Genomic DNA, 24928 nt, shown 5'->3' on the forward strand with positions numbered 1-24928 from the left:
GCCTGCCCGCAAGCGGCGGGCCGACGGGCAGGTGGGCAGGAGGGCGCGGGGTCAGTGGATGACGCTGAAGCTGCGCCAGGGCAGGCTCACGGGGGCCGTGACGTTCGAGAGGGTGGTGGCCACGTAGATCCCGTCGGCCTTGTCGGTCTGCTGGCAGTCCGGCGTCCGGTACAGGACGATGTCGACGAGGGTGTTGTTCTCGACGTGCGTGGCCCCCTTCGGGATGCCGATCTTGTGGCAGCCGACGACCAGCGTGTTGGAGTAGCTCAGCTCGACCGGCGAGTCGTGTCCGCGGAAGGTCAGCATGCCGACGGTGCTCCGGCCCAGGCCCGAGCAGGCGCTGGCCGTCAGCAGCAGTGCTGCGACGCCCACGATGGTGCTGATACGTCGGCTGTGGGACATGGGCTCGGTCCTCGTCTGTGCGGTGGTGACGGTCCTTGTCCACAGCCTGACCCGGCGGGGCGCGACCGGCCTCCGCTGCTCGGCCGACCGGATGAACGCGAACGTGCCGGGACCGTCACCCCGGACCCGGGAGCCGGCCAAGAGCCCGCCAGCCCCGTCACCAACCTGTCCGGACAGCACTAGAGGCTCAGGGCGTCCTCCGCGTTGTTCATCCAGGCGGTCACGGAGTTCTTGTCGGGCGAGACGTACAGGCCGGGGGTCGACGCCTTCAGCGGTGTCTGCTTCAGGTCGGACTCGGTGTTCATGGTCAGCGCGATCGAGTTGACGGTCTTGCCCTTGCCGTCGTTGGCGCCGCCCATGAGCCCGGCGTAGGCCGACTGGCCCGGTTCCAGCCGGAGCGCGTCCTCGATGCCGGGGGCCGCGCCCCGCTCCGTGGCCTGGCCGTCCAGGTCGCCGAAGGTGACGATCGGGTGCCCGAGCGCCCTGCACGCCTTGGTGCCCTTGTTGGTGATCTTCAGCAGGTAGCTGCTGGTCGTGGGCTCGGCCAGGGTCGCGGTGAAGGTCACGTCGAACGTGCTGCACGGGAACACGTCGAAGTCGGGGTCGGTCGAGCCCGGCTTCGGGGGCTTCGACGGGGTCGCGGTCGTCTTCGGCGCCGCGGACTTCGACGGAGTCGCGCTCGGTCCGGCGGTCCCGCCCCCGCTGGGGCTCGCGGTCGGGCTCGCGCTCGGCGTCCCGGACCCGCCCGCCGCCCCGTCCTCGGTGGGTCCACAGGCCGTCAGGGCCAGTGCGGATACGGCGGCGAGGGCGATGGCGGCCTTGCGTACGGTGCTCATGATGGTGGTCCCCCCTGGGGAATGCGCGGAACGCGCCGGGCTGGGCCGTGCTGGGAGCACCAGCGTCCCGCAGAAGCTTCACAGCTTGGTGACGGTGTGTCGTCGGATCGACCACGGTTGCGGAGGGCGGGTCCGGTCCGCGCAGCCCCTAGCATCGGGCTCCATGGGGATATCGGAGAACGGCCGGGCCGGCACGTGGCGGGTCACGGTGCGGGGGCGCAAGGCCGGTCTGCCGCCGGGCGGTCCGTCCCGTCCCGAGGGCCGGCCGCTCGCCCGGCGGCAGGATCTGCGGATCCACGGGACCGCCGGGAAGATCAGCTGCGTCGACGACTCGGGCCGTACCCGCTGGACGGCGCTCTGTTCCGGCATCCCCAACGCCGCCCACATCTCGGGCGGGCGGGTCCTGGTCACGACGGACTCCCTCGCGTACACGCCGTGGGGCAACCGCGGCCCGGCCCTGCTGCTCGACCTGGCGGACGGCAGCCGGATCGCCGAACTGCGCGGCGCGCGCGGCGCGGCCCTGGGCGGCGGCCGGTTCGTACTCGGCCTGGAGGGCTACGACGCCTTCGACACCTGGGCGTACGACCGTGACGGCACCCTGTACGACTCCTGGCGCAGCTACGGCCACTACGTCGTCGGAACCGGCATCCGCGTCGTCGAGACCGACCGCAACATCCCCACCAGCAGCCGGGTGGTCCGGCTGCTGCCCGGTGGCACCGTCGAACGCGGACCGTCGCTCACCGACCCCCAGGCCCCGGAGCCGCTGGTCCTCCCGGACGGCACCCTCCTGGTGCTCGACGCCGGAGTGCTGCGCGCCGTCGGCCGCCGGCTGGAGGACACGGTCCTCGCCGAGCTGCAGGCCATCGACCCCGGGGAGGCGTGGCGTCACCACGGCGCGCTCCACCGCACCGGGGACGAAGTCACCGTGACCATCACCGAACAACAACCCGACCGGCCCGGCAAGCACACCTACCGGACCTGGACGCTCACCCTCCACCAGGGCGGATGAGCGCGCGCGGACCCTGGCACCGCGGGGCAGACCGGGCGGGCCGGGCAGGCCGTCAGTTCGCCACGACGGTCAGGACGGCCGAGACGACGGTGACCGCGGACGCGGCCACCATCCAGTTCCGGGCCCGGCCCGACAGCACCGGGATCCCGTCGTCATCGGCTTCGTCGTCGGCATCGGCGTCCTCCGATTCCTCTCCCGGCCCCCGCAGGCGCGGACACGACCGGCAGGCCGGATCGTGGACCAGCGTGTCGAGCCAGACGACACCGTCGAGCGGCGCCCGAGCGAACAGCATCCCGTCAGATTCCATAACCGGACAACGCCATGATCCGCATCAGGCCACTGCCGGCGGCCGGACCGAGGCCCAACCGTTGCCGACCAGCCGATCACACAATGAGGTGAACGCACCGGACGGCCGCGGTGCGTGCCGCGGTCAGCGGCCGCGGCGGTTGTCGTAGATGGTGAGGCAGAGCGCCTTCATCGCGGTCTCCGCCCTTCCCGGGTCCGCGCCGTGGTCGATGGCTTCGAGGGCGGCGGCCGCCGAGGTCCGTACCGGGTACGGCAGGCCCTCGTAGGCGGAGATGCGGTAGGCCATCGTGCGGCGGGCCTGCCGCTCGGCCTCGCTCACCCCGTCGGGGGTGAGCGGAAAGACGGCGGCCTGGTAGGTCGCGATGCAGACGAGTGCGGCGTCGGCGAGGCCCTCGGCGTAGCCGTCGGCCGGGACGGCCTCGTGGTCGGGCTCGAAGAGGGCGAGGACCTGCCGGCGGGAGAAGAACGATCCCAGCCCGGCGCCGAGACCGGCCACGGCCGCGAAGACCACGGCCATCAGCCGCCCGGACAGGAGCAGACCGAGGCAGGCTCCGGCGACCGCACCGCACGTCACCAGGACGAAGGTGATCATCAAGTGGATGCGCGCGCCGGTCGGGGACTTCATGGCAGCAGTATGCACAGTGCCGTTGGCGCCGGAGGAATCCGGCGGGCCGCCCCCGCGCCGGTGGTGTCAGGCGCGGCGGTCGGCGGCGTCGAAGCGGGCCAGGGTCAGGGCTCCGGCGTGCAGGCATTCCTCCAGTGCGCGGTACGTCGTCCCGTCCAGGCCGCCCAGCGCCTGCGCCACCTCCTCGGTGGCGTCGCGGGCGATCTCGGTGGCCAGGTCTGCCGGCGGGGTACGGGGTCCGAGCTTGCTGACGGCCGACGCGGCCCTGGCCGGGGTGAGCAGGCAGGTGCCGTGGGCGAGCAGCCAGCCGGGGACTCCTGCCGCGCCTTCGGCCGGCGCCTGGTAGGGGCGCGAGCCGTCGAACCGCTCGTCCTCGGCGAAGGCGGGCTGCTTGAACTTGGCCATGGGGCGGCCGGGTTCGCGGGATCCGTCGGCGGGTTTGACGACGAGGCCCTCGGCGAGGTTGTCGGGCAGCGCGGGCAGGCCCAGCAGTCCGGGCAGCCGGGTGGGGAAGACCGCCGGCAGTTCCTGGAGGCGCCCGAGCGGGCCTTCGGCGAGCAGCGGGACGCAGATCAGCCCGGCCCCGGCGGCCGCCGCGCGCAGCGTCCGGTCCCCGACCCAGCGCGGGCCGTCGTCGTCGGTGACTGTGGCGTCGAAGGGGAGCCAGAGGAGTTCGGGCGCGTACCAGACGCCGGTCTGGACGGGCTCCGCCCCCGGCGTGGCGGGTACGTCGGGGTGGGGGTAGCGGCCGCCGGCGAGTTCGCCGTAGACGGTGACGACCGCGGAGGCCGGGGCTCCGCTGTCCTCGCGCAGGCTCTGCGCGCAGCGGGTCGCGGCGACCGCCAGCGCGGGCCAGATCCGGCCGACGCCGAAGAAGTCGTCCAGCCCGCCGTCCGCGAGCAGTTCGCGCCGCTTGGCGGGGTGCGCGCCCGACGCGTCGCACACGACGGCGAAGTTGGCGCCGTGGATCTTCTCGTGGGCGACCCAGTTCCGCCCGCGGGCCTCTCCCAGCCGGGTGTTGGCGGGGATCTTCGGATAGGGGGTCCAGGGGCGGGGTTCGGGGTGCACCGGACGATGGTAGCGGGGGCGTCCGCGAAGATCCCGGGTTTGTTCTCCGCCTGCCCGGCGGGCTCCACGGGACAGCCCTTAGGGTGGCCATGAAGATCCACATCCTGATTCGGGAGGAAACCAGTCGTGTTCGCCGTGATCTACCGGTGGCGGCTCCGGCCGGGCATGGAGCAGCAGTTCACCGACGGCTGGCACCGGGTGACGGCCGCCATCCACGCGCGGTGCGGCAGCTACGGGTCCCGGCTGCACCGGGCGGACGACGGTACGTGGGTGGCGTATGCCCGCTGGCCCGACGAGGCGACGCGGGAACGCTGTTCGGCGGCCGACCCGCAGGGGGTCGCGTTGATGGTGGAGGCGATCGCGGAGCGGCTGCCGGAGATCCGGATGCAGATCGTCGACGACATGCTCGCGGAACCCGCCGGTGGCGTGGGCCCGGCGCCCGAACCGCGCGCCGACTGAGGCGAAAGCCTTTGGTCGCCGGGGTGTTGGCGCTCTAGCATGACGCCTCATGCCTATGAACGAAGAGATCGTCGAACGTGCCCTGGACCGGATCGGTGCGGGTTATGTGTTCCCTGACAAGGCCGTTGTCATCGAGGCCGCGATACGGGGCCGTCTCGCGGCGGGCGCGTACGAGGGCCTGGACGGGCCGGCGCTCTGCGAGGCGGTGACGGCAGACCTCCAGGAGGTCTGCCCGGACAAGCACCTGCGTCTGCTGTGGACGGACGAGCCGCAGTCGCTGGACCCGGTGGACGAGGACGGCGGGGAGGCCGCGTTCCTGGCGCTGCTCCGGGCGGAGAACCAGGGGATCCAGCGCGTCGAGCGGCTGGAGGGGAACATCGGGCTCATCGAGATCCGGTGGATCGCGAGCGCCACCGAGGGCGCGAGCGCGATCGGCGCGGCCATGCAGCTGGTCGCGCACAGCTCCGCCCTCGTGCTGGACCTGCGCGGCTGCCGCGGCGGGGCCCCGGAAGGTGCCGCGATGTGGTGCAGCTACTTCTTCCCCGACGACCAGGTGCACCTGAACGACATCTACGACCGGACCTCGGACACGACCCGCCAGTACTGGACGGTCGGGCATCTTCCGGCTCCGCGTTATCCGGACCGGCCGGTCCACGTCCTCACGAGCGAGTTCACCTTCTCCGGCGGCGAGGACGTGGCGTACACCCTGCAGGCGCGGGGGCGGGCCGTTCTGGTCGGTGCCACGACCCGGGGCGGCGCCCATCCGACGGCCCGGCACGCGGTCGCCGAGCACGTGCTCGTGACGGTGCCGACCGCGCGGACGATCAACACCGTCACGGGCGGCAACTGGGAGGGCGTGGGAGTCGTTCCCGACGTCCGGGTTCCGGCGGAGCAGGCGCTCGAGACGGCACTGAAGGCCCTTCGGCCGGCCGTCTGACCCGGGCCGTCCCCGGCGGGGCCCGTCAGATCGGGTCCACGTCCAGGAAGGCCGCAAGGGCGGCCTCGGTGCCGCCCGCGGCGCCGGGCAGGGCCAGCTCCGCCCAGATGACCTTGCCCTCGGGCGTGTACCGGGTGCCCCAGTGCTCGCTGAGCTGCGCGACCAGGAACAGGCCGCGTCCGCCCTCGTCCGTGGTGGCGGCGTAGCGCAGGTGGGGGGCGGTACTGCTGCCGTCCCACACCTCGCAGGTCAGGTTGTGGTCGTGCAGCAGGCGCACCCGTACGGGCCCGCTGCCGTGCCGCAGGGCGTTGGTGATCAGCTCGCTGAGGATCAGTTCCGTGGCGAAGCCGAGGTCCGTCAGGCCCCACTCGTCGAGCTTCTTCGCGGCGGCGTTGCGCATGGCGCCCACCGCGCTCGGCTGGAACGGCACCTCCCACTGGGCGACCCGGTCCGGGCCGAGCGTCCGGGTCCGTGCGATGAGCAGGGCCACGTCGTCGGTGGGCCGGGGCGGCAGCAGCATGTCGAGCACGGCCCGGCAGCTCTCGTGCGGGTCCCGGTCGGGGTGGCTGAGGGCCGCCCGCAGCAGTTCCAGCCCCTCGCTGATGTCCCTGGTCCGCTCCTCGATCAGCCCGTCCGTGTAGAGGACGAGCTGGCTGCCTTCCGCGAGGTCCAGCTCCGCCGTCTCGAAGGGCATGCCGCCCAGCCCCAGCGGGGGTCCGGCCGGCAGCTCCACGATCTCCGTCGTGCCGTCGGGGGCGACCACCAGGGGTGGCAGGTGGCCGGCCCGCGCCATCGTGCAGCGCTGGGACACGGGGTCGTAGACGGCGTACAGGCAGGTCGCGCCCAGTACGCCGCCGTTCACGTCGTCGCCCTCCCCGTCGTGGTCGATGCGCTGTACGAGGTCGTCCAGGCGGGCCAGGATCTCGTCGGGCGGCAGGTCGAGGGAGGAGAAGTTGTGCACGGCCGTACGCAGCCGCCCCATGGTGGCGGCTGCGTGCAGGCCGTGCCCGACGACGTCTCCGACGACCAGCGCGACGCGGCAGCCCGCCAGCGGGATCACGTCGAACCAGTCCCCGCCGACCCCGGACTGCGCGGGCAGGTAGAAGTGCGCCACGTCCATGGCGCTCTGCTCGGGCAGGGCGCGCGGCAGCAGGCTGCGCTGGAGGGTCACGGCGAGGGCGTGTTCCCGGGTGTAGCGGCGGGCGTTGTCCATGCTGACGGCCGCGCGGGCGACGAGTTCCTCGGCCAGGGACAGCTCGTCCTCGTCGAAGGGCTCCTGCTTCTCCGACCGCCAGAAGTTGACCACGCCGAGTACGACGCCCCGGGCCATGAGCGGGGCCGCGATGAGCGAGTGGATGCCGTAGTCCACGATGGCCTCGGCGCGCGGCGGGTCCTGGGCCTGCCAGCCCGGCGCGTCGGCCAGGTGGGGCACCAGCTCGGCCCGGCCGGTGCCGTAACCGCGCGCCTGGGGGGTGGAGGGCAGGAAGTCGATCAGCCGGCCGACGGGGTAGAGGGGATGGTCGGTGCGGATGCCGCTGACCGCGGTGCGCCGCATGTCGGAGCCCGCGCGGGGCTCCTCGCCGTCGATGACCTGGTCCGCCAGGTCGACGGTGACGAAGTCCGCGAAGCGGGGGACGGCCACGGCGGCGAGCTCTTCGGCCGTCCGCACCACGTCGAGGCTGGTCCCGATGTCGCCGCCCGCGTCGTACAGCAGTTTGAGGCGCCTGCGGGCCGTCTCCGCCCGGCTGGTCAGGACCTGCATCTCGGTGGAGTCGCGGATGGTGATGGCGGCGCCTTCCGGCCGGCCGCGGGGGTGGGTGGGCCGCTGGTTGACGACGAGCAGCCGGTCCCCGCTCTCCAGGACCTCGTCGGTGGTCTCGCGGCCGGAGAGCAGCAGGTCCGCCATCCGGCGGTCCAGGCCCGGTACGTCGGCGATGTGCCGCCCGTCGGCGTCCTCCGGGAGCCCGAGCAGGCGTTTGGCCTCGTCGTTCGCCAGCAGCAGCCGGCCTTCGCCGTCGGTGATCAGCACCCCTTCGCGGACGGCGTGGAGCACCGCGTCGTGGTGCTCGTACATGCGGGTCATCTCCTGCGTGCCGAGCCCGTGGGTCTGGCGGCGCAGGCGTCTGCTGATGAGCGCGGTCCCCACGGTGGCCAGGGCCAGGCCGGTGGCGATGGCCAGGAGGATGACCGGGAGCTGGCGGTCGACGACGCCGGTGACGTTCTTGACCGTGAGGCCTGCCGAGACCAGCCCGACGACCTTGCCGTCGGGCGCGGTGACCGGCACCACCGCCTGGATCTCCTTGCCGAGCGGGCCGTCGACGCTCTCGGTGTGGACCTGGCCGTTCAGCGAGGGCTCGATGGTGCCGACGAATCGTTTCCCGATGCGGTCCGGCTGGGGGTGGCTGTACCGGATGCCCTTGGTGTCCATCACCACGATGAAGTCCACCCCGGCGGCCTTGCGCGTGGTCTCGGCGAGGGGTTGGAGCGTCGCGGACGGGTCGGTCGTCTTCAGGGTGTCCTGGAGGCCCAGGGAGTGGGCGAAGGTCTGGGCCACGGACACCGACCGGTTGCGTGCCTCGCGTTCGGTGTCGTGCTTCGACTGGAGGACCAGGGCCAGCAGGGCCCCGGCCGCGAGCAACACCACGATCGCCACCTGGAGGACGAATACCTGTCCGGCGACGCTCTTCTTCCGGTTGCCTAGAGGTGACCGCACCGACGTGCCCGGCACGGGTGGCGAGGAATGGTCACGAACCCAGTTGTAGCACTTCCGGGCGTCCGCGGCCCCCGACATGCACGTTAAGCGCCCGGATTGTCACACCTGGTCCCCCGGTGACGTCAGTCGGCGTGGCGCTCGGCCACCGTCCGGGCGCCGTCCGCGGGGGCGGCGGACGGGGTCTGCGAGGGCCCCGGCGCCTCGGGGGTGGCGCCCGGGGTGGCGCCCGGGGTGGCCCCCGGAGAGGCCTCCGGCGCGCCCTCCGGGGTGCAGGTGACCTCGTCGCGCGGCGTGTAGTGCGTCTTGAAGTCCTCGTGCTTGACTTCCTTGCCGCCCTGGACGAAGGTCCGGCCGACGGTGACGTCGAAGCCTTCCAGGGGCGTCTGGACCTCGCAGGTCTCGCCGCTGCCGGTCCGCTTCCCGGGCGGCGTGATGTTGGTGCGCGGGCCCTTGGTCGCGCGTATCTCGTCGTACTTCTTCGTCCCGAGGAAGGAGATCGTCAGCGACGTGTCGGTGGACCGGGCCTGGATGTACAGCGGGTGGCCCGAGTCGTTGATCCAGCGCAGGTCGAGGGTGCCCCAGGCGACGGTGGCCTCCCGGCCCTCGGGGTAGCGCTCGATGTAGAAGGAGTGCGCGCCGTGCTCGACGGGCTTGACGCCCGCGAAGAACGCGGCGTTGTACATGGTGGTGGCGACCGCCGAGACGCCGCCGCCGGGCGATTTCACGTACTGGCCGTCGTTGATCATGATCCCGTCGACGAAGCCGTTCCCGGGGGTGCGCTCACCGACCGTGCGGTTGAAGCTCCACTCCTGCCCCGGCATGACGACGGAGCCGTTGATGAGCTCCACGGCGCGGCCGATGTTGGTGGTGCGGTACGGGGCGGCCGGGAATTCCACGGTGAAGGAGGAGACCTTCTCCTTGATGCCGAGCCGCCGCGCCTCGTCGGCGGAGAGGTCCGGCTGGACCGCGACGGTGGCCACCTCGCCGCTGCGGGCCGCACCCGAGCGGGTCAGCAGCGGCAGCACGGCCCGGCCGAGCGCCTCCTGGGTGACCTGTCGTCCCGCACGGCCCCGGTCGGCGATCACCACGCGGCCGTCGGCGGCGAGGCCGGGCACGGCGTTGCGCGGCGTACGGGTCACCTCGTCGATCGTGGGCGCGACGGCGGGGTCCGCGAGCAGGCTCTTGGAGTCGAGTGCGGGCACGAGGCGGCCCTGTCCGTCGGCCCGCATCTTCAGGTGCTCGCCGAGGACGGCGGGGGTTATGAACATGCGCCGGCCGGCGACGGTGAGCGTGACGGGCCCGGACATCGCGGGCTGGGCGAACTGCCGCATGGCCCGTCCGGTCTCCTCGGCGCCGACGCGCGGCTCGGTGCGCGTGACCGGCAGGACGACGGGGCCGGTGGCCGGCCGCAGGTAGGCGTCGCGGAGGGTGCCGAGGGCCTTGTCCTCGGCGAGGGAGACACCGGGGAGCGGGGCGACGGCCTTCGCCGTGCCCTGCTCGAACGCGATCGCCCCGTCGCGCACGTGCTGCTCGGTGGTCACACCGAGGCGGTCCACGGCGGCGCGGGCGGTCTGCTCGTTCATGCTGATCACGGGCGCCACGTCGTGGCTGCCGGAGGCGAAGAGGCTGCCGACGACGGCGCCCGGACCGGCTCCGCTCCGGGCGGCGCGGTCGACGGTCGCGTCGGTGTCGAGGGAGAGCCCCAGCGCGGCGGGATCGGCCCTCTCCACCCGGTCGCCGATCTTCACCGTGATCGGCGCCGCGGCGGCGGGCCCGAGCTCGCGGGTCAGCGCCTGGCGCGCCTCGGCCCGGCTCATGCCGCCGAGGTCCACCCCCAGGACCCTGGTGCCCTGGTCGATGTCGCCTCCGACCGCGAGGGCGGTTCCGTAGAGGCCGCCCAGTCCGAGGACAACGGCTCCTCCCACTGCCACCGGCAGAGAGATCCGTCGGTTGACCGTCCAGCTGCGCACGCGTCCCATATCTCTCCCGTGGCGCCGACCGGTCCCTCAGGCGGCGCGGGCCGCAATGGCAGCCATATACGACAATTACGGGAAATAATGATCCCTGCTGGGCTCTCGATTTGGGGATGAATGTAATCGTTGTCACGATTCTCGCCCCGGCGGAGGCTCCTGCGGAGCGGAGGCTCTCGGGCCTCCGTCACGGGTGCCCGTCCGTAGCGTCCGCGGCGTCCCTGCCGTCCGGTCCGGCGACGACGAAGACGTCGGACAGCGGGGCCGTGTCGGCGCCGGCGCTGATCAGCAGGTCGTACGTGCCTGCGGGCAGCACGCCGATGTCGACCCGCTGCCGCCGCCGCGCGACCGTGAGGTCGCGGGCGGCCACCGCCCGGCCGGTGGTCCGGGCGGTCACCGAGAGTCGCGCCGGCACCTCGGGCAGTTCGCGCTCGCTCAGCGCGCTGATGGCGCCGACCTCGCAGACCACGGGTTCGTCGGCGAGGCAGAGGCCGTCGCCGAGGTGGCTGCACCAGGAGTGTCTCCCCAACTGGATTATCCCACTGTTGCCGGGGGCGGCCAGTGGGGCCGGCGGGCGGCCGGAGCCGGGTCGGCAGGGCGATCGCGCGGGCCGGTTCGGGGCCGGGACCGGGCTGTCACAGCACGTCCGCAGCAGAGGGGTGGCCTGCGCCGTCCGCTTACGGTCAGGGCCCGCGGCACTCGGCCGGGCACCGGCCGCGGCGATGCAGGCGGATCGTCCCGGCAAGGGCCCCGGCCGCCGCGTCGCGCTCGGGCCGAGATCGGCCGGCTGACCGCCGAGGAGCGAAGGCGGGGTTCCCGGGGGCGAAATCAGGATCAACTCGGCTTTCAGAAGCCCGCGTTGCCGTCTCGGGATCATCAGGGTTAGATTCCTGGAAACTTCTCCAATTCGAGCGGGGCTGACGTGTTAGAGCTGACGGGCAGCGGGGCCGAGCCTCTGGAGGCGGGGGATCCGCGCCGTATCGGGTCGATCCCGCTGGCGGGCCGGCTCGGGGCCGGCGGCATGGGGCGCGTCTACCTCGGCATCCGCGAGGGCCGGTACGTGGCCGTCAAGCAGCTGCTGTCCTCCGTCGTCGGGGAGGACCAGGACTTCCTGCGCCGTTTCGGGCACGAGCTGGACAACCTCGCCCGGCTGCCCGCGGACGCCACCGCGCCGCTGCTCGACAGCGACCGCACCGCCACTCCCCCGTGGTTCGCCACCGCGTACATCCCCGGGCTCACCCTGCGGGAGGCCATCGCGCTGCACGGCGGCCCGCTGCCCGCGCGGGCGCTGTGGCTGCTGCTGCGGGAAGCCGCGGCGGGGCTCGCGGCGGTGCACGCACTGGACATGGTGCACCGGGACCTCAAACCGTCCAACGTCATGCTGACCCTCGACGGTCTCACCCTCATCGACTTCGGCGTGGCCCGGGCCGCCGAGCAGAGCCAGCTGACCCGGACCGGCATGGTCGTGGGTACGCCCGCCTACATGGCGCCCGAACAGGCTTCGGGCCGACGGCGGTTGAGCGGCGCCACCGATGTGTTCGCGCTGGGCTCCGTACTCGCGTACGCGGCGTGCGGTCAGCCGCCGTTCGGCGACGATTCGGGGCACGGGGTGCTGTACCGCATCGTCCACGAAGAGCCCGACCTGGAGCCGCTGCGGGAACTGGAGCCGGACCTCGCCGACCTCGTCGCGGCCTGCCTCGACAAGGACCCCGAGGGACGTCCCACCGCCGCCGAACTCCTCGAACGGGCCTCCGGGCACGGCCCGTTCACCGCCCCGCTGTGGCCGGAGGCCGTCACCGGGCGCCTGACCGAGCGGGCCGCCTTCGCCGCGAACGTGCAGGAGGCCGACGTACCGACCATCCCGCTCACCGGTGAGCAGCCGGAACCGGAGCCCGAACCGCAGCCTGAGCCGGAGAAGGCCCCGGTTCCGGTCCCGGCGGCGCCCGCCGCTCCCCCGGTCACGGCCCGTCCGGAACGGGCCGCGCGCCGCCGCACCCGCGTCCTCCTCGCCGTCGTGCCCGTCGTCGTGGTCGCGGGCGGCACGACGCTCGCCATCCAGCACCTGCCGTACGCCTCCGCGCCGCAGGCCGGGGCCGGGAACTCCCCCTCCGCCCCGGTCACGGCGCCGGCCGACCCGGCGGCATCGGCGGCCGCACCGGGTACAGCGGGTCCGGCGGGCGGCAGCCCGTCGGGTACGGCGTCACCCGCGCAGCCGCCCGCACAGGACCCGGGACAGGCCGCGGCCGCCGGGGGCGCGGGCGGAACCGGCCCCGGCACCGGGCCCGGCACCGGCACCCTCCCCGGCGGCGGCGCACAGCCCGGCTCGGGCTCGGGCAGCGCCGGGAACTCCGGCAACCCCACGAACGCGGGCGGCTCCGGCAGTACACGTCCCTCCGGCGGCGGAACGTCCACGGCGGCCACGACCCCGGCGCCCCCGGCACCTCCCGCGTCCGGCACCTACCGCTTCCGCAACGGCAACAACAGCAAGTGCATCACGCAGGTCTTCGGGGCTTCGGACTACGGCGACTGCGCGGACGCGAGCGCCCGGTGGACCGTCCAGAGCAGGCCGGACGGCAGCTTCAAGCTCGTCAACCAGCAGGGCGGCGGCTGCCTGTACGCCAACATGCTCGGCCAGGCCGTCTTCGTCGGCAACTGCTCCCAGGACACCGCCAGGCTGTGGCGTACGGGGTCGGGCGGCAGCCTCCGCAACGACTTCAGCGGGGGCTGTCTCGACCTGGGCATGAGCAGCGGCCTGGTGACGAAGACGTGCGGCGGGGAGGCGTCGCAGCGCTGGACGAAACAGAGCTAGTGCTGTGCGGCGAGGCAGACAGCGGCAGTCCTCTCGTAGCGGGTCGCCAGGCCGCGCCACTGCTTGAGGCGGTTGGTGCACCGCTCGACCGTGCAGGCGCCCTTCAACGAGCCGTACTTCTCCGGCAAGTGCACCCATTGCGAGCCGGTCTGAGCTGCGCATCAGTCAACGGCACAACGAGACCGACGATCGGGTGGTCCGAAAGAAGCGGGCCTAGCATCCCCTCATGAACACAGTGATCTTGACCGTCAGTCTGGCCTTCGCCGGCTACCTGGCGACGTACCTCAATGGGCTGAGGCTCGCGCAGCGACAGGCCCGGCTCGCCCGAGTGAACCAGCAGCTGAGCGACTTCTACGGCCCACTCTTCGCACTCATGGAGGCTAACAGCCGTACCTACGAGGCGTTCTGCGAGAGATACGTCCGCCCTGACGGGGTCCACCCCTTCGACCACGACATACCCCCCACCGAGGAGGAGATCGCCGAGTGGCGCACCTGGGCCACGACCGTCTTCCTGCCCAACATCCAGAAGATGCGCGACGTGGTCGTCACCAAGGCCGACCTCCTCATCGAGGAGGAGGTGCCGCCGGTCCTGCTCGACCTGTGCGCCCACGTATCCGGCTACGAGATCACCGCAGCGCGCTGGGCGTGTGGCGAGTTCGGCGCATACAAGTCCGTCATCCAGTTCCCGGGACCGGAGCTGAAGGAGTACACCACGATGCGCTTCGCGCGACTCAAGAAGGAGCAAGCTGCCCTTCTCGGCCGACGCCGGTGAAGCCCTCACGAGGACTGGCCGGGCGTACCTGCCCGACCAGCGATCGAATGATCCGGAAGAGACGGCCCAGGGCTATATCGGTGGCGGACGGCGCGGTGCTCGGGCAGGCTGGGGCGCATGGTTTCGGTGGTGCAGAATGTGGCGATCGACTGTTCGGACGCGTATGAACTGGCTCGGTTCTGGGGTGAAGTGACCGGTAGTCCGCTGCATCCGGACGCCGAACGCGGCGACCGGGAGATCCCGGTGATGCTTCCGGGGGGCCCGCTCCTGTACTTCAACCAGGTGCCGGAACCGAAGACGATCAAGAATCGGATCCACCTGTGCCTGCGTCCGACGACCTCGCGCGAGGAGGAGGTCGAGCGGCTGCTGCATCTCGGAGCCGCCCTGGTCGCTGATCGCCGGCAGCCCGACGGTACGGGCTGGGCGGTCCTCGCCGATCCTGAAGGCAATGAATTCTGCGTCCTGCGCGGCGAGTCCGATCACGCCGCGATGCCTTCCTGAGGCTCCGGCGCCCGGACCGAGAGCGTCCGGGCAGTGTCATCGTTCGTCCCTGCCCAGCCATTCTGCGAGGGTGTCGTGCAGGCGCTCGACCTGGGCTCGGTCGAGGACCACGGTCGCCTGACCGGGCCGGCCACCTGGATCGGTCCCGGCGGACTGGGCGACCGACACGCGCAGGTACTCCCCCGGCAAGCCCTCCGCCGCCACCGGGGCGTCAGCGGCCATGTCCTGATTCCGGGCGCCGGGATGACAGTGATTCGGTATTGCGGCAGCTCTCGGTTCGCAACCGTCGCAGGCTGCGTCAATCCCAGCCACCGGCCTCGTGGGTGCCGAGGGACCGGGCAGGCGGATGATCTAATCTGCGCGCTATGTGGTCTCCTTTCCTCCGCTTCCTCGCCGTTCCCGGCAGGGCGGCGGTCCTGCTGCGGTCTCTCGCAGCCTGTGTGCTCGCGGCCGCGGCCTGGGTGGACGTACGGGCCGGGACGTTCGCCGGACCGGCGTCGCAGGTCCGGCTCGCGCTGTCGGCCGCCGTCGTGGGCGCCGGCCTCGTCGCCCTGCCCCTGCTCAAGGAGGCACGGTCGTACGCGTACGCCGGGGGCGCCGCCGCCACCGCCTCGCTGCTCTGCTCCGTGGCCGTGCTGCTGAGCCACCCCGCCGTCGGCGCCTCGTCCGCGTACGGGGCCTACGGGGCGTTCGAGCCGGTCGCCCTCCTGCTGGTACTGGCCTTCGTCGCCCGGCGGGGGCCGGCGGCCTCCACCGCGCCGATCGCCCTGCTGCTGGCGGCGGCCGTCGTCCTGCGCCCCCTGTCCGTCGGCGTGCAGGAGGGCAGCCTGGCCGTCGCGTTCGGCCTCACCCTGGTCACCGTCCTGGTGGCGGGGGCGAGTGTGACCGCGCGGATGGTGGAGGCGGACCGGCGCCAGCGCGCCCACCGCGTCCGGCTCGAGCAGCGGATCGAGCTGGCGAGGGATCTGCACGCCCACCTCGCCCACCACGTGACCGGCATCGTGGTGCAGGCACAGGGCGCCCGGGCGGTCGCCGCCAGACGGCCCGACATGGTCCTGCCGGCTCTGCAGCGCATCGAGGAGACCGGAGCGGAGGCGCTCGCTTCCATGCGGCAGATGGTCGCCGGGCTCAGGGCCGGCGAGAGCGACGCACCGCCGGCCGCGCCCGCCGGCATGGACGACCTGCGGGCCCTGGTGCGGGGATTCGCCCTGAACGGGGTACCGGCGTACCTCACCGAGGAAGGCCCGACGGACACCGTGCCGCCCGAGGTGGCCGCCACCCTGCACCGGGTGACGATGGAGTCCCTCACCAACATCCGCACGCACGCCCGCCACTGCCGCCACGTCAGCGTCCATGTGCTCGTCCGTCCCCACGAGGCCGCCGTGCGGATAACCAACGACGGGACGGCCCGCCCGACCTCCCGCCCGGGCTACGGGCTGAAGGTCCTGCGCGAACGCGTCACCCTGGCCGGCGGCACCTTCCGGGCCGAGGCCACCGCCGAGGGCGACTGGCAGGTGCGGGCCCGGATGCCGCTCACCACCGACAGGAGTTAGGCCGAGGCCTTGCCCCGGCCGCCCTTGGGCCCGCGCCCGCCGTTCGTCGGCGGGTATCCGGGCCTCGCCGGTATCGGGGGCCGGGCCGGGGCGGGCAGTGGCGGGAGGGCCGGATCGTGCAGCCAGGCGGTGAACAGGTCGTCCAGCGGCTCGGCCGCGTAGCGGGCCACGTGGTGGGTGAGGGCCACGGTGGACACCACCCCGTGGCGGTGCACCGTGGCCCAGTCGCGCAGCATGCGGAAGAAGGCGCTGTCGCCCAGCGCGCAGCGGATCGCGTGCAGGGTGAGGCCGCCGCGCTGGTACAGGCGGTCGTCGAACATCAGCTTGCGGCCGGGGTCGGCCAGTCGCAGGTCCCGTGGCTGCGAGGCCAGCAGCCGGTGTGCGGCGATCGCCAGCTCGTGCGCGGTGCGGCCGCCGGAGCGTTCCGACCAGAGCCATTCGGCGTACTTCGCGAAGCCCTCGTTCAGCCAGATGTGCCGCCAGTCGGCGATGGTCACGCTGTTGCCGAACCACTGGTGCGCGAGTTCGTGGGCGATGAGGCGTTCCGAGCCGCGGACGCCGTCCACGTGGTTGGCGCCGAAGGTGGACAGGCCCTGTGCCTCCACGGGGACGTCCAGTTCCTCGTCGGCGACGACCACCACGTACTCGCCGAAGGGGTAGGGCCCGAAGAGTTCCTCGAACAAGGCCATCATGGCGGGCTGCCGGGCGAAGTCGCGGGAGAAGCGCGGCAGCAGGTGCGCCGGCACATGCGCGCTCTGCGGTACGCCCCCGAGGCCGGGGTCGCCGAGGAGCACCGTCTGGTACATGCCGATGGACAGGCTGACCAGGTAGCTGGAGGTCGGCGCCGACTGCTCGTAGACCCAGGTGGTCGTGCTGGCCTTCGTCGTGCGCGTGAGCAGCCGGCCACCGGCCACGACCGTGTACGGGGACGGCGTGTTGACCGAGATGTGGTACGAGGCCTTGTCGGCGGGCCGGTCGTTGCACGGGTACCAGGAGGGCGCGCCGACGGGCTGGCTGGCCACCAGCGCGCCGTCGGTCAGTTCCTCCCAGCCGAGGCCGCCCCAAGGGCTGCGCACCGGCTTGGGGTTGCCCGCCCAGTGCACCTCCACGGTGAAGGCGGATCCGGCGGGCAGGGGCTTGGCCGGGCGGATGCGGAGTTTGCCGCCGCGGTGGGTGTAGTGCGGCACCCGGCCGTTCACCAGGACGCGGCCTATTCTGAATTCGGCCAGGTTCAGATGGAACTCGGTGAGCGGCGCCCGCCCGGCGATCGCGCTCAGCCGGGCCGTGCCGGCGAGCCGGTTGGGACCGGGACGGTACTCCAGAGCGAGTTCGTACCGGTGCACTCGGTAACGGGAGTCGCCGTTGGCCGGGAAGTACGGGTCCGATGGCTCTGTTCTCTGGCCGCTCACTGCCGCTTCCGCTCCCTGCGCTGTGCTCGTACGACGTGCTGGTGTGCCGGTGTACCGGGGTGCCGGTGCCGCCCTGCTGCCTGCCGCGGCGCGGACGGCCCGGTCAGGACCGCCACGCCTCGATCGGATTGCCCAGCCAGCGGGTGTCGGCGGGGACGGATTCCCCGGCCATCACGAGGGATGCGGGGCCCAGTGTGCTGCGGGCCCCTACCGTGCTCCCGGGCAGGACGATTCCGCCCGGGCCCAGGGTGGCGCCCTCGCGGAGCACCACAGTATCCGTCCTCAAGATCCGGTCGTGGAAGAGGTGTGTCTGCAACACACAGCCGCGGTTCACGCTGACCCCGTCGCCGAGCACGACCAGGTCCGTCTCGGGCAGCCAGTAGCTCTCGCACCACACGCCCCGGCCGATCCGGCCGCCGAGCGCGCGCAGCCACAGGGCCAGCACCGGCGTGCCGGGCACCGATCCGGCCAGCCACGGCACGGCCAGTACCTCCACGAAGGTGTCGGCCAGCTCGTTGCGCCACACGAAGCCGCTCCACAGCGGGTGCTCCCCCGTCCGGTGCCGGCCCACCAGCAGCCATTTGGCGGTCACCGCGACCGCGCAGGCGGCCGCTCCGGCGGTGAGCAGGACCGCTCCGGAGAGCAGCGCGGCTCCCCAGATCCCCGGACCGCTCCGGGTGATCAGCGCGCAGAGCGCCGCCGCGGTCAGCACGGCCAGGGCGGCCGAGCAGAACACCGGGACGAGTCGGCACAACTCCACCAGGCCGCGCGCCCACAGGAGCCGCGCGGGCGGCTCGTACGTCCGGCTCTGGTCGGCGTCCGCGGTGGACCGGGGCAGCCGGACGGGCGGGAGCCCCAGGTAGGAGCTGCCCTTCTTGGCCTTCTTCGGGGTGGCGGACAGGACGCCGACCAGCCCGTCGTCCGGCACGCTGCGGCCCGGGGCGGTCATGCCGGAGTTCCCGAGGAAGGCGCGGCGGCCGATCTCGGAGTGTCCGATGCGCATCCAGCCGCCGCCGAGCTCGTAGGGGGCGGTCAGGGTGTCGTCGGCGAGGAAGGCGCCCTCGCCGACGGTGGTGAGGCTGGGCAGGGCGAGCACGGTGGACACCTCGGCACCCCGGCCGATCTTCATGCCGAGCAGCCGCAGCCACACCGGGGTGATCAGCCCGGCGTACAGCGGGAAGAGCGTCTCGCGGGACAGGTCCATCAGCTGGGTGACCGTCCAGGCCTGCCAGCCGACCCTGCTGTGCGTCGGGTGGGTTCCGGTCCGCAGGCCGAGGCTGAGCAGGCGTACGGAGACCAGCAGCAGGGCCGCGTAGGCGAACCCGAAGGCGAGCGCCCCGGGCACCACGGCGAGCAGTGCTCCGCGCAGTGCTTCGGTGAGCCCGGCGTCGGCGGGCACGAAGCGGCCGGCCACGAGCAGGGCGGGCAGGGCGGCGAGCACCGGCAGGGCGGTGAGGCCGAAGCCGGCCGCCCCGTAGGCGGCCCGCCAGGGGAGTCCGCGCGGCGGGCGTTCCTTGGGCCAGTTGTGCTTGGCCTTGCCGAGCTTTCCGGCGGGTGCGCCGGCCCAGCGCTGGCCGGTCGGGATCTGTCCGACGACGGCGGAGCCGGGGGCCACCTCGGCGCGCTTTCCGACCCGCGCGCCGGGGAAGAGGATGCTCCGGGTGCCGACCACCGCGCCCGCGCCGACCTTGATCGCGCCGATCTCCAGGTGGTCCCCGTCCAGCCAGTGGCCGCAGAGGTCCACCTCGGACTCCACGGCGCAGCCGCGGCCGAGTTTGAGCATGCCCGTGACCGGGGGCAGGGAGTGCAGGTCCACCTCGGGGCCGATCTTGGCGCCGAGGGCCCGGCCGTAGCGTTCCAGCCAGGAACCGGTGAGGGACGTGGCGCCGGCGCATTCGGCCAGCCGCTCGGCCGTCCACAGCCGCAGGTGCACGCTGCCGCCGCGCGGGTGGCGTCCGGCCTGCACGCCGCGCAGCAGGAGGCGGGCGCCGCCGGCCGCGATCGCGAGGCGGCCCGGCGGGCTGTACAGCAGCAGCGCGCCGGCGGCGACGAGCCACCAGGAGGCGGTCGGGGCCCACGGGAAGGTCCCGAAGCCGTGCAGGACGTTGCCCAGGGCCAGCAGGGCGACCGTCCAGCGCAGGCCCACCAGGGTGAACAGCGGGAGCAGCAGGAGCGACTGCGCCACCTGGGAGCGCAGCGGGACCGGTGCGACGGTGCGGGCCGCTCCGTCGCCCTGGGCGGACTTCTCCAGGTGCCGGGCCAGCTTGCGCAGGGTGGGCTGCTGATAGATGTCGAGGACGGCCGCGCTCGGGTAGCGGGTGCGCAGCCGGGTGGTGAGCTGGGCGGCGGCGAGGCTGCTGCCGCCGATCGCGAAGAAGTCGTCGGCGGCGCCGGTGACGGTCACACCGAGGGTCTCGCTCCACTGTTCGGCGAGCCAGGCCTCGGTCCCGTAGAGCTGCTCGGTGGGGCCGGAGGTCTCCAGGTCGGGCAGCGGCCAGGGCAGCGCGTCGCGGTCGACCTTGCCGGAGGTGCGGGTGGGCAGCTCGGCGACGGGTGCGAGCAGCGGTACGAGGGCGGCGGGCAGCTCGGCGCGCAGCCGGGTGACCGCTGCCGCGTGGTCCCAGCCGTCCTGGGTGACGAGGTAGCCGACGAGCAGCTGGTTGCCGCTGCGCGCGGTGCGGACGGCGGCGGCCGCGCCCGCGACGCCGGGCAGGGCCTGGAGCGCGGCATCCACCTCGCCGAGCTCGATCCGGCGGCCGCCGAGCTTGATCTGCTCGTCGGCGCGGCCGAGGAAGACCAGGCCTTCCGGTTCGGCGCGTACGAGGTCGCCGCTGCGGTAGGCGCGCTGCCAGCCGAGGGATTCGAGCGGGGCGTACTTCTCGGTGTCCTTGCCGGGGTCGAGGTAGCGGGCGAGGCCGACGCCGCCGATCACGAGCTGGCCGCTGCCGCCCATGGGTACGGGTTCACCCGACTCGTCGACGACGGCCAGTTCCCAGCCGTTCAGCGGGAGGCCGATACGGATCGGCTCCTCGCCGGTCAGGAGGGCTGCGCAGGCGACGACGGTGGCCTCGGTGGGGCCGTAGGTGTTCCAGACCTCGCGGCCTTCGGTGACCAGGCGCTGGGTGAGCTCGGGCGGGCAGGCCTCGCCGCCGAAGATCAGCAGCCGGACCTCGTTGAGCGCCTCGGGCTCCCACAGCGCGGCCAGGGTCGGCACGGTGGAGACCACGGTGATCTCCTGGTCCACGAGCCAGGGGCCGAGGTCGGCGCCGCTGCGCACCTGGGAGCGGGGTACGGGCACGAGGCAGGCGCCGTAGCGCCAGGCCAGCCACATCTCCTCGCAGGAGGCGTCGAAGGCGACGGACAGTCCGGCCATGACGCGGTCGCCGGGGCCGATCGGTTCTTCGGCGAGGAACAGGGCGGCCTCGGCGTCGACGAAGGCGGCGGCGCTGCGGTGGCTGACGGCGACGCCCTTGGGCTTGCCGGTGGAGCCGGAGGTGAAGATGATCCACGCGTCGTGCTCGGGGCCGGGGCGGGAGGCGGCGGCGCGGGGGCCGGGCTCCGCGGGCCGGCCGGAATGGACGCGCTGTCCGCCGCCGAGCACCGCCCGGACTCCGGCCTCGCCGAAGACCAGGTCGGCGCGCTCGTCCGGGTCCTCGGCGTCGACGGGTACGTAGGCGGCGCCTGCGGCGAGGACGGCGAGGACGGCCACGTACAGCTCGTTGGTCCCCGACGGTACGCGGACGCCGACCCGGTCGCCGAGTCCCACTCCGGCGGCCGCGAGGGCCCGGCGCCGGCGCTCGACCTCGACGGCGAGCGCCCGGTAGGTCAATCGGGTGGTTCCGTCGTCGAGGGCGAGCTCGTCGGGGTACGCCCGTACGGTGGCCTCGAAGACGTCGACGAGGGTGCGGGTGGGGGCGGCGGGCCCGGCGGTGAAGCGGGCGGACTTGCCGTACTCCTCCAGCGTCTCCCCGTCGTCGAGCAGAGTGAGTTCACCGCGCTCAGGTGTGACTGCCATCGGCCCTCGCGTCTCGTTCCCGGCATCATCCGGGTCGCCGGCGGAGCCCGGGTCTGCCCAGGTTGTTCCGGCCCAGCGCCAAACAACCCACCAGTCTAGTGCGGTATCAAGGATTTTCTTGTTGAAGCCTTGCGCGTGGCCGGTATGAGACGGTATTGCGGCCGCGGAATGCGGGGTGCTCGCGCTTTCCGGGGCTGCGCGCACAGCAGTCGAGGACTCGAATATCGTCGGCCGATATGACCGATCGTGTTGCGCCCATGCAGCGCTTTCCCGTACCCCAGGACTACGGCATGGGCGGATCGTGGTGGTGGGTCCACGCCAGCTCGGTGCGCGAGGTGCGTGAGACGTTCGCGGGACCGGACGCCCTACCTGATGGAGGTCGGGGCCGACGGTCGCAGGCTGCGCCAGGTCGAGTTGACCCCGGACGGCCCCGGCGTGCGCGGCGGGGGCGCCTGCGTGCTACGCGCAGTCCGGGCACAGGCCGCGGTAGGTGACCTCGACCCCGGAGACCGTGAAGCCGAAGCGCTCGTCCGCCGGGAGACCGGCCAGGGGGTCGTCCGTCGGGTGGACGTCGCGGATGAGGCCGCAGGCGGAGCAGACCAGGTGCTGGTGCGGGTGGTGCGCGTTGGGGTCGTAGCGCTTCGCCCGGCCGTCGGTGGTGACCTCCACGACCTCGCCGAGGGCGACCAGCTCGCCCAGGGCGTTGTAGACCGTTGCCCGGGAGATCTCCGGCAGCCGCCGGGCCGCGCGCGCGTGCACCTCGTCCGCCGTGAGGTGCACGTGGTCGCCGTCGAGAACCTCCGCGACCACGCGCCGCTGGGACGTCATCCGCCAGCCACGCCCGCGCAAACGCTCCAGCAGGTCACTCATATCGGCCCACCTATTCAGGTTCGACGGGGTGCCCCGAAGTTTATCGGCGGACATCCGGGATCCGATCGAATGTGGACCTGGTGTCCTTCTTGACTTGGATTCTGTCCATCGTAGGATCGGTTTCGTAGATGGCCAAGAGACAGGAAGACTCCAGAGCGGCAGGTGACAAAGACGTGACGGATCACCGCCGAGGAGCTGCCCGGTGCCGACACGTGTGCACCGGCCGCCGGCGTCCCACTGCGCGCAACCGTCCGGGACGGTGACCCCTCGGCGTCGAGGCGATCGACGGGCGCCGAGCCCATTCATCTTGGGGCCCTGCGCCCCGGCTGTTCCATCGCATTCAGTCGCATTCAGTTCCTGAACACCGTGATCCGCCTGGTACGGAAGGATTCCCATGTCTGAGAACCATGATGCAATCGTCACAGATACCAAGTCGGAGGGTGGGGACGGCTGTCCGGTAGCCCACGGGCGGGCCCCGCACCCGACCCAGGGCGGCGGAAACCGCCAGTGGTGGCCAGAACGGCTCAACCTGAAGATCCTCGCCAAGAACCCTGCCGTCGCGAACCCGCTCGGCGAGGAGTTCGACTACGCCGCGGCGTTCAAGACCCTCGATCTCCCCGCCGTCAAGCGGGACATCGCGGACGTGCTGACCACCTCCCAGGACTGGTGGCCCGCCGACTTCGGCCACTACGGCCCGTTCATGATCCGTATGGCCTGGCACAGCGCCGGCACCTACCGGATCAGCGACGGCCGCGGCGGCGCCGGGGCCGGCCAGCAGCGTTTCGCCCCCCTCAACAGCTGGCCGGACAACGGCAACCTCGACAAGGCCCGCCGTCTGCTGTGGCCGGTCAAGCAGAAGTACGGCCAGAGCCTCTCGTGGGCCGACCTCATGATCCTCACCGGCAACGTGGCCCTGGAGTCGATGGGCTTCGAGACCTTCGGGTTCGGCGGCGGCCGCCCGGACGTCTGGGAGCCCGACGAGGACGTCTACTGGGGCCCCGAGACCACCTGGCTCGACGACGAGCGCTACACCGGCGACCGCGAGCTGGAGAACCCCCTCGGCGCGGTCCAGATGGGCCTCATCTACGTCAATCCGGAGGGCCCGAACGGCAACCCCGACCCGATCGCCGCGGCGCGCGACATCCGTGAGACCTTCCGCCGGATGGCGATGAACGACGAGGAGACGGTGGCCCTGATCGCGGGCGGCCACACCTTCGGCAAGACCCACGGCGCGGGCCCGGCGGAGAGCGTCGGCGCCGACCCCGAGGCCGCCCCGATGGAGGCGCAGGGGCTGGGCTGGAGCAATTCTTTCGGTACCGGCAAGGGCGGCGACGCGATCACCAGCGGCCTTGAGGGCATCTGGACCAACACCCCGATCACCTGGGACAACACCTTCTTCGAGATCCTTTTCGGCTATGAGTGGGAGCTGTTCAAGAGCCCGGCCGGGGCGTACCAGTGGCGGCCGAAGGACGGCGCCGGGGCGGGCACCGTGCCCGATGCCCACGATCTGTCCAGGACCCACGCCCCGACGATGCTGACGACCGACCTGTCGCTGCGGGTCGACCCGGCCTACGAGCAGATCTCGCGGCGCTTCCTCGCGAACCCCGCCGAGTTCGCCGACGCGTTCGCGCGCGCGTGGTTCAAGCTGACCCACCGCGACATGGGCCCGGTCGTGCGCTACCTCGGCCCGGAGGTCCCGGCCGAGACGCTGCTGTGGCAGGACCCGCTCCCCGCGGTGACGCACGAGCTCGTCGACGCCGCCGATGTCGCCGTGCTCAAGCGGCAGGTCCTCGCCTCGGACCTGTCGGTGTCCCAGCTCGTCTCCGTCGCGTGGGCCTCGGCCTCGTCCTTCCGCGGCAGCGACAAGCGCGGCGGCGCCAACGGCGGCCGGATCCGCCTCCAGCCGCAGAGCGGGTGGGAGGTCAACGACCCGGACCAGCTGGCCGGGGTGCTGCGTACCCTGACCGGGATCCAGGAGTCCTTCAACTCCGCCCAGAGCGGCGGCAAGCGGATCTCGCTCGCGGACCTGATCGTGCTGGCCGGCGCGGCCGCCGTCGAACAGGCCGCCCAGGACGGCGGGTTCGCCGTGCAGGTCCCCTTCACCCCGGGCCGCGCGGACGCGACGCAGGAGCAGACGGACGTGGAGTCGTTCGCCGCGCTGGAGCCGGCCGCCGACGGGTTCCGCAACTACCTCGGGAAGGGCAACCGGCTGCCGGCCGAGTACCTGCTGCTCGACCGGGCGAACCTGCTGACCCTCAGCGCCCCCGAGATGACGGTCCTGGTCGGCGGTCTGCGCGTGCTCGGCGCGAACCACCAGCAGGCGCCGCACGGTGTCTTCACCACGACCCCCGGGTCCCTCACCAACGACTTCTTCGTCAACCTGCTCGACCTGGGCACCACGTGGTCGGCGACGTCCGAGGACGCGAACGCCTTCGAGGGCCGCGACTCCGCCACGGGCCGGGTCAAGTGGACCGGCACCCGCGCCGACCTCGTCTTCGGGTCGAACTCGGAGCTGCGCGCCCTCGCGGAGGTCTACGCGAGCGACGACGCGAAGGCGAAGTTCGTGAAGGACTTCGTCGCGGCGTGGACCAAGGTGATGAACCTCGACCGGTTCGATCTCGCCTGATCGTGACGTCCGGGCCGGCCCCGCCGGCCGGTCCGGACGCCCGGCGCC

General features: G+C 72.7%; 21 protein-coding genes. 8 read left to right on the forward strand and 13 right to left on the reverse strand.

The annotated features are described in order from the left end of the window. Positions 1 to 51: 51 nt before the first annotated feature. The gene (locus tag ACFY04_RS19600; protein ID WP_389118243.1) at positions 52 to 402 is read right to left on the reverse strand and encodes a hypothetical protein; all 351 of its coding nucleotides are present in this window, start codon (positions 400 to 402) and stop codon (positions 52 to 54) included. A gap of 179 nt (positions 403 to 581) precedes the next feature. Then, positions 582 to 1238 carry a DUF4232 domain-containing protein gene (locus tag ACFY04_RS19605; RefSeq protein WP_389118245.1) on the reverse strand — a complete coding sequence of 219 codons (657 nt, stop codon included), beginning with the start codon at positions 1236 to 1238 and terminating at the stop codon, positions 582 to 584. Between the two features lie 163 nt (positions 1239 to 1401). On the opposite strand from ACFY04_RS19605, the gene ACFY04_RS19610 reads away from it, so the two are divergent. Beyond that, positions 1402 to 2247, forward strand: coding sequence for a hypothetical protein (locus tag ACFY04_RS19610; protein ID WP_389118246.1), 846 nt, complete (start codon positions 1402 to 1404; stop codon positions 2245 to 2247). Positions 2248 to 2299: 52 nt separating this feature from the next. Here the strand turns inward: ACFY04_RS19610 and ACFY04_RS19615 are convergent, their stop codons facing one another. The 3 genes from ACFY04_RS19615 to ACFY04_RS19625 form a co-directional block, all read right to left on the reverse strand. After that, positions 2300 to 2539, reverse strand: coding sequence for a hypothetical protein (locus ACFY04_RS19615; RefSeq protein ID WP_389118247.1), 240 nt, complete (start codon positions 2537 to 2539; stop codon positions 2300 to 2302). A gap of 138 nt (positions 2540 to 2677) precedes the next feature. Then, a complete protein-coding gene (locus tag ACFY04_RS19620) occupies positions 2678 to 3178 on the reverse strand; it encodes a hypothetical protein (protein ID WP_389118248.1) in 501 nt (166 codons plus the stop codon). Between the two features lie 66 nt (positions 3179 to 3244). Further along, the gene (locus tag ACFY04_RS19625; protein WP_389118249.1) at positions 3245 to 4246 is read right to left on the reverse strand and encodes an RNA ligase family protein; all 1002 of its coding nucleotides are present in this window, start codon (positions 4244 to 4246) and stop codon (positions 3245 to 3247) included. A gap of 126 nt (positions 4247 to 4372) precedes the next feature. Here ACFY04_RS19625 and ACFY04_RS19630 point away from each other — a divergent pair, with 126 nt between their 5' ends. Next, positions 4373 to 4705, forward strand: coding sequence for an antibiotic biosynthesis monooxygenase family protein (locus ACFY04_RS19630; RefSeq protein WP_389118251.1), 333 nt, complete (start codon positions 4373 to 4375; stop codon positions 4703 to 4705). Positions 4706 to 4754: 49 nt separating this feature from the next. Continuing rightward, positions 4755 to 5642 (forward strand): S41 family peptidase, encoded by an 888-nt coding sequence (locus ACFY04_RS19635; protein WP_389118252.1) that lies wholly within the window; start codon positions 4755 to 4757, stop codon positions 5640 to 5642. Between the two features lie 25 nt (positions 5643 to 5667). On the opposite strand, the gene ACFY04_RS19640 is transcribed toward ACFY04_RS19635, so the two are convergent. From ACFY04_RS19640 to ACFY04_RS19650, 3 genes are all read right to left on the reverse strand, one after another. Continuing rightward, positions 5668 to 8355, reverse strand: coding sequence for a SpoIIE family protein phosphatase (locus ACFY04_RS19640; protein WP_389118254.1), 2688 nt, complete (start codon positions 8353 to 8355; stop codon positions 5668 to 5670). Between the two features lie 122 nt (positions 8356 to 8477). After that, positions 8478 to 10286 (reverse strand): VanW family protein, encoded by a 1809-nt coding sequence (locus tag ACFY04_RS19645; RefSeq protein ID WP_389118255.1) that lies wholly within the window; start codon positions 10284 to 10286, stop codon positions 8478 to 8480. A 226-nt stretch (positions 10287 to 10512) separates the two neighbouring features. Continuing rightward, positions 10513 to 10854, reverse strand: a complete 342-nt coding sequence (locus ACFY04_RS19650; RefSeq protein ID WP_389118257.1) for a hypothetical protein — start codon at positions 10852 to 10854, stop codon at positions 10513 to 10515. Positions 10855 to 11247: 393 nt separating this feature from the next. Here ACFY04_RS19650 and ACFY04_RS19655 point away from each other — a divergent pair, with 393 nt between their 5' ends. Continuing rightward, a complete protein-coding gene (locus ACFY04_RS19655) occupies positions 11248 to 13134 on the forward strand; it encodes a protein kinase (protein WP_389118258.1) in 1887 nt (628 codons plus the stop codon). Here ACFY04_RS19655 and ACFY04_RS19660 read toward each other — a convergent pair. Beyond that, the gene (locus ACFY04_RS19660; RefSeq protein ID WP_389118260.1) at positions 13131 to 13262 is read right to left on the reverse strand and encodes a hypothetical protein; all 132 of its coding nucleotides are present in this window, start codon (positions 13260 to 13262) and stop codon (positions 13131 to 13133) included. The two genes, ACFY04_RS19655 and ACFY04_RS19660, sit on opposite strands and share 4 nt — an antisense overlap. Before the next feature lie 98 nt (positions 13263 to 13360). On the opposite strand from ACFY04_RS19660, the gene ACFY04_RS19665 reads away from it, so the two are divergent. Together ACFY04_RS19665 and ACFY04_RS19670 are read left to right on the forward strand one after the other, a co-directional pair. Then, positions 13361 to 13906 carry a hypothetical protein gene (locus ACFY04_RS19665; RefSeq protein WP_389118261.1) on the forward strand — a complete coding sequence of 182 codons (546 nt, stop codon included), beginning with the start codon at positions 13361 to 13363 and terminating at the stop codon, positions 13904 to 13906. Positions 13907 to 14023: 117 nt separating this feature from the next. Then, positions 14024 to 14407: a VOC family protein gene (locus ACFY04_RS19670; RefSeq protein ID WP_389118263.1), complete on the forward strand. Its 384-nt coding sequence runs from the start codon at positions 14024 to 14026 to the stop codon at positions 14405 to 14407. A gap of 36 nt (positions 14408 to 14443) precedes the next feature. Here the strand turns inward: ACFY04_RS19670 and ACFY04_RS19675 are convergent, their stop codons facing one another. Then, positions 14444 to 14629 carry a hypothetical protein gene (locus ACFY04_RS19675; RefSeq protein WP_389118264.1) on the reverse strand — a complete coding sequence of 62 codons (186 nt, stop codon included), beginning with the start codon at positions 14627 to 14629 and terminating at the stop codon, positions 14444 to 14446. Between the two features lie 143 nt (positions 14630 to 14772). Between ACFY04_RS19675 and ACFY04_RS19680 the strand changes: the two genes are divergently transcribed. Next, complete coding sequence (locus tag ACFY04_RS19680) at positions 14773 to 15960, forward strand: sensor histidine kinase (RefSeq protein ID WP_389118265.1); 1188 nt, start codon at positions 14773 to 14775, stop codon at positions 15958 to 15960. Here ACFY04_RS19680 and ACFY04_RS19685 read toward each other — a convergent pair. The 3 genes from ACFY04_RS19685 to ACFY04_RS19695 form a co-directional block, all read right to left on the reverse strand. Next, positions 15957 to 17369, reverse strand: a complete 1413-nt coding sequence (locus ACFY04_RS19685; RefSeq protein WP_389118266.1) for a M1 family metallopeptidase — start codon at positions 17367 to 17369, stop codon at positions 15957 to 15959. The genes ACFY04_RS19680 and ACFY04_RS19685 overlap by 4 nt on opposite strands. 103 nt (positions 17370 to 17472) lie before the next feature. Then, on the reverse strand, positions 17473 to 21384 hold the full coding sequence (locus ACFY04_RS19690; protein WP_389118267.1) for a Pls/PosA family non-ribosomal peptide synthetase: 3912 nt from the start codon (positions 21382 to 21384) through the stop codon (positions 17473 to 17475). A 459-nt stretch (positions 21385 to 21843) separates the two neighbouring features. Then, on the reverse strand, positions 21844 to 22254 hold the full coding sequence (locus ACFY04_RS19695; RefSeq protein ID WP_327739721.1) for a Fur family transcriptional regulator: 411 nt from the start codon (positions 22252 to 22254) through the stop codon (positions 21844 to 21846). A 394-nt stretch (positions 22255 to 22648) separates the two neighbouring features. Between ACFY04_RS19695 and katG the strand changes: the two genes are divergently transcribed. Beyond that, entirely contained in the window at positions 22649 to 24880 is a 2232-nt protein-coding gene (katG, locus tag ACFY04_RS19700) for a catalase/peroxidase HPI (protein ID WP_389118268.1), read from the forward strand. Positions 24881 to 24928: the final 48 nt, after the last annotated feature.

This window comes from Streptomyces sp. NPDC001549 (assembly GCF_042894025.1).
Classification (GTDB): domain Bacteria; phylum Actinomycetota; class Actinomycetes; order Streptomycetales; family Streptomycetaceae; genus Streptomyces; species Streptomyces kutzneri.

Bases quoted from the DNA above. Each gene is read 5' to 3' on its own strand.
- katG (WP_389118268.1), top strand. From the start codon at position 22,649: ATGTCTGAGAACCATGATGCAATCGTCACAGATACCAAGTCGGAGGGT.
- ACFY04_RS19675 (WP_389118264.1), bottom strand. From the start codon at position 14,629: ATGGCCGCTGACGCCCCGGTGGCGGCGGAGGGCTTGCCGGGGGAGTAC.
- ACFY04_RS19600 (WP_389118243.1), bottom strand. From the start codon at position 402: ATGTCCCACAGCCGACGTATCAGCACCATCGTGGGCGTCGCAGCACTG.
- ACFY04_RS19615 (WP_389118247.1), bottom strand. From the start codon at position 2,539: ATGCTGTTCGCTCGGGCGCCGCTCGACGGTGTCGTCTGGCTCGACACG.
- ACFY04_RS19635 (WP_389118252.1), top strand. From the start codon at position 4,755: ATGCCTATGAACGAAGAGATCGTCGAACGTGCCCTGGACCGGATCGGT.
- ACFY04_RS19620 (WP_389118248.1), bottom strand. From the start codon at position 3,178: ATGAAGTCCCCGACCGGCGCGCGCATCCACTTGATGATCACCTTCGTC.
- ACFY04_RS19680 (WP_389118265.1), top strand. From the start codon at position 14,773: ATGTGGTCTCCTTTCCTCCGCTTCCTCGCCGTTCCCGGCAGGGCGGCG.
- ACFY04_RS19695 (WP_327739721.1), bottom strand. From the start codon at position 22,254: ATGAGTGACCTGCTGGAGCGTTTGCGCGGGCGTGGCTGGCGGATGACG.
- ACFY04_RS19605 (WP_389118245.1), bottom strand. From the start codon at position 1,238: ATGAGCACCGTACGCAAGGCCGCCATCGCCCTCGCCGCCGTATCCGCA.
- ACFY04_RS19690 (WP_389118267.1), bottom strand. From the start codon at position 21,384: ATGGCAGTCACACCTGAGCGCGGTGAACTCACTCTGCTCGACGACGGG.
- ACFY04_RS19610 (WP_389118246.1), top strand. From the start codon at position 1,402: ATGGGGATATCGGAGAACGGCCGGGCCGGCACGTGGCGGGTCACGGTG.
- ACFY04_RS19670 (WP_389118263.1), top strand. From the start codon at position 14,024: ATGGTTTCGGTGGTGCAGAATGTGGCGATCGACTGTTCGGACGCGTAT.
- ACFY04_RS19665 (WP_389118261.1), top strand. From the start codon at position 13,361: ATGAACACAGTGATCTTGACCGTCAGTCTGGCCTTCGCCGGCTACCTG.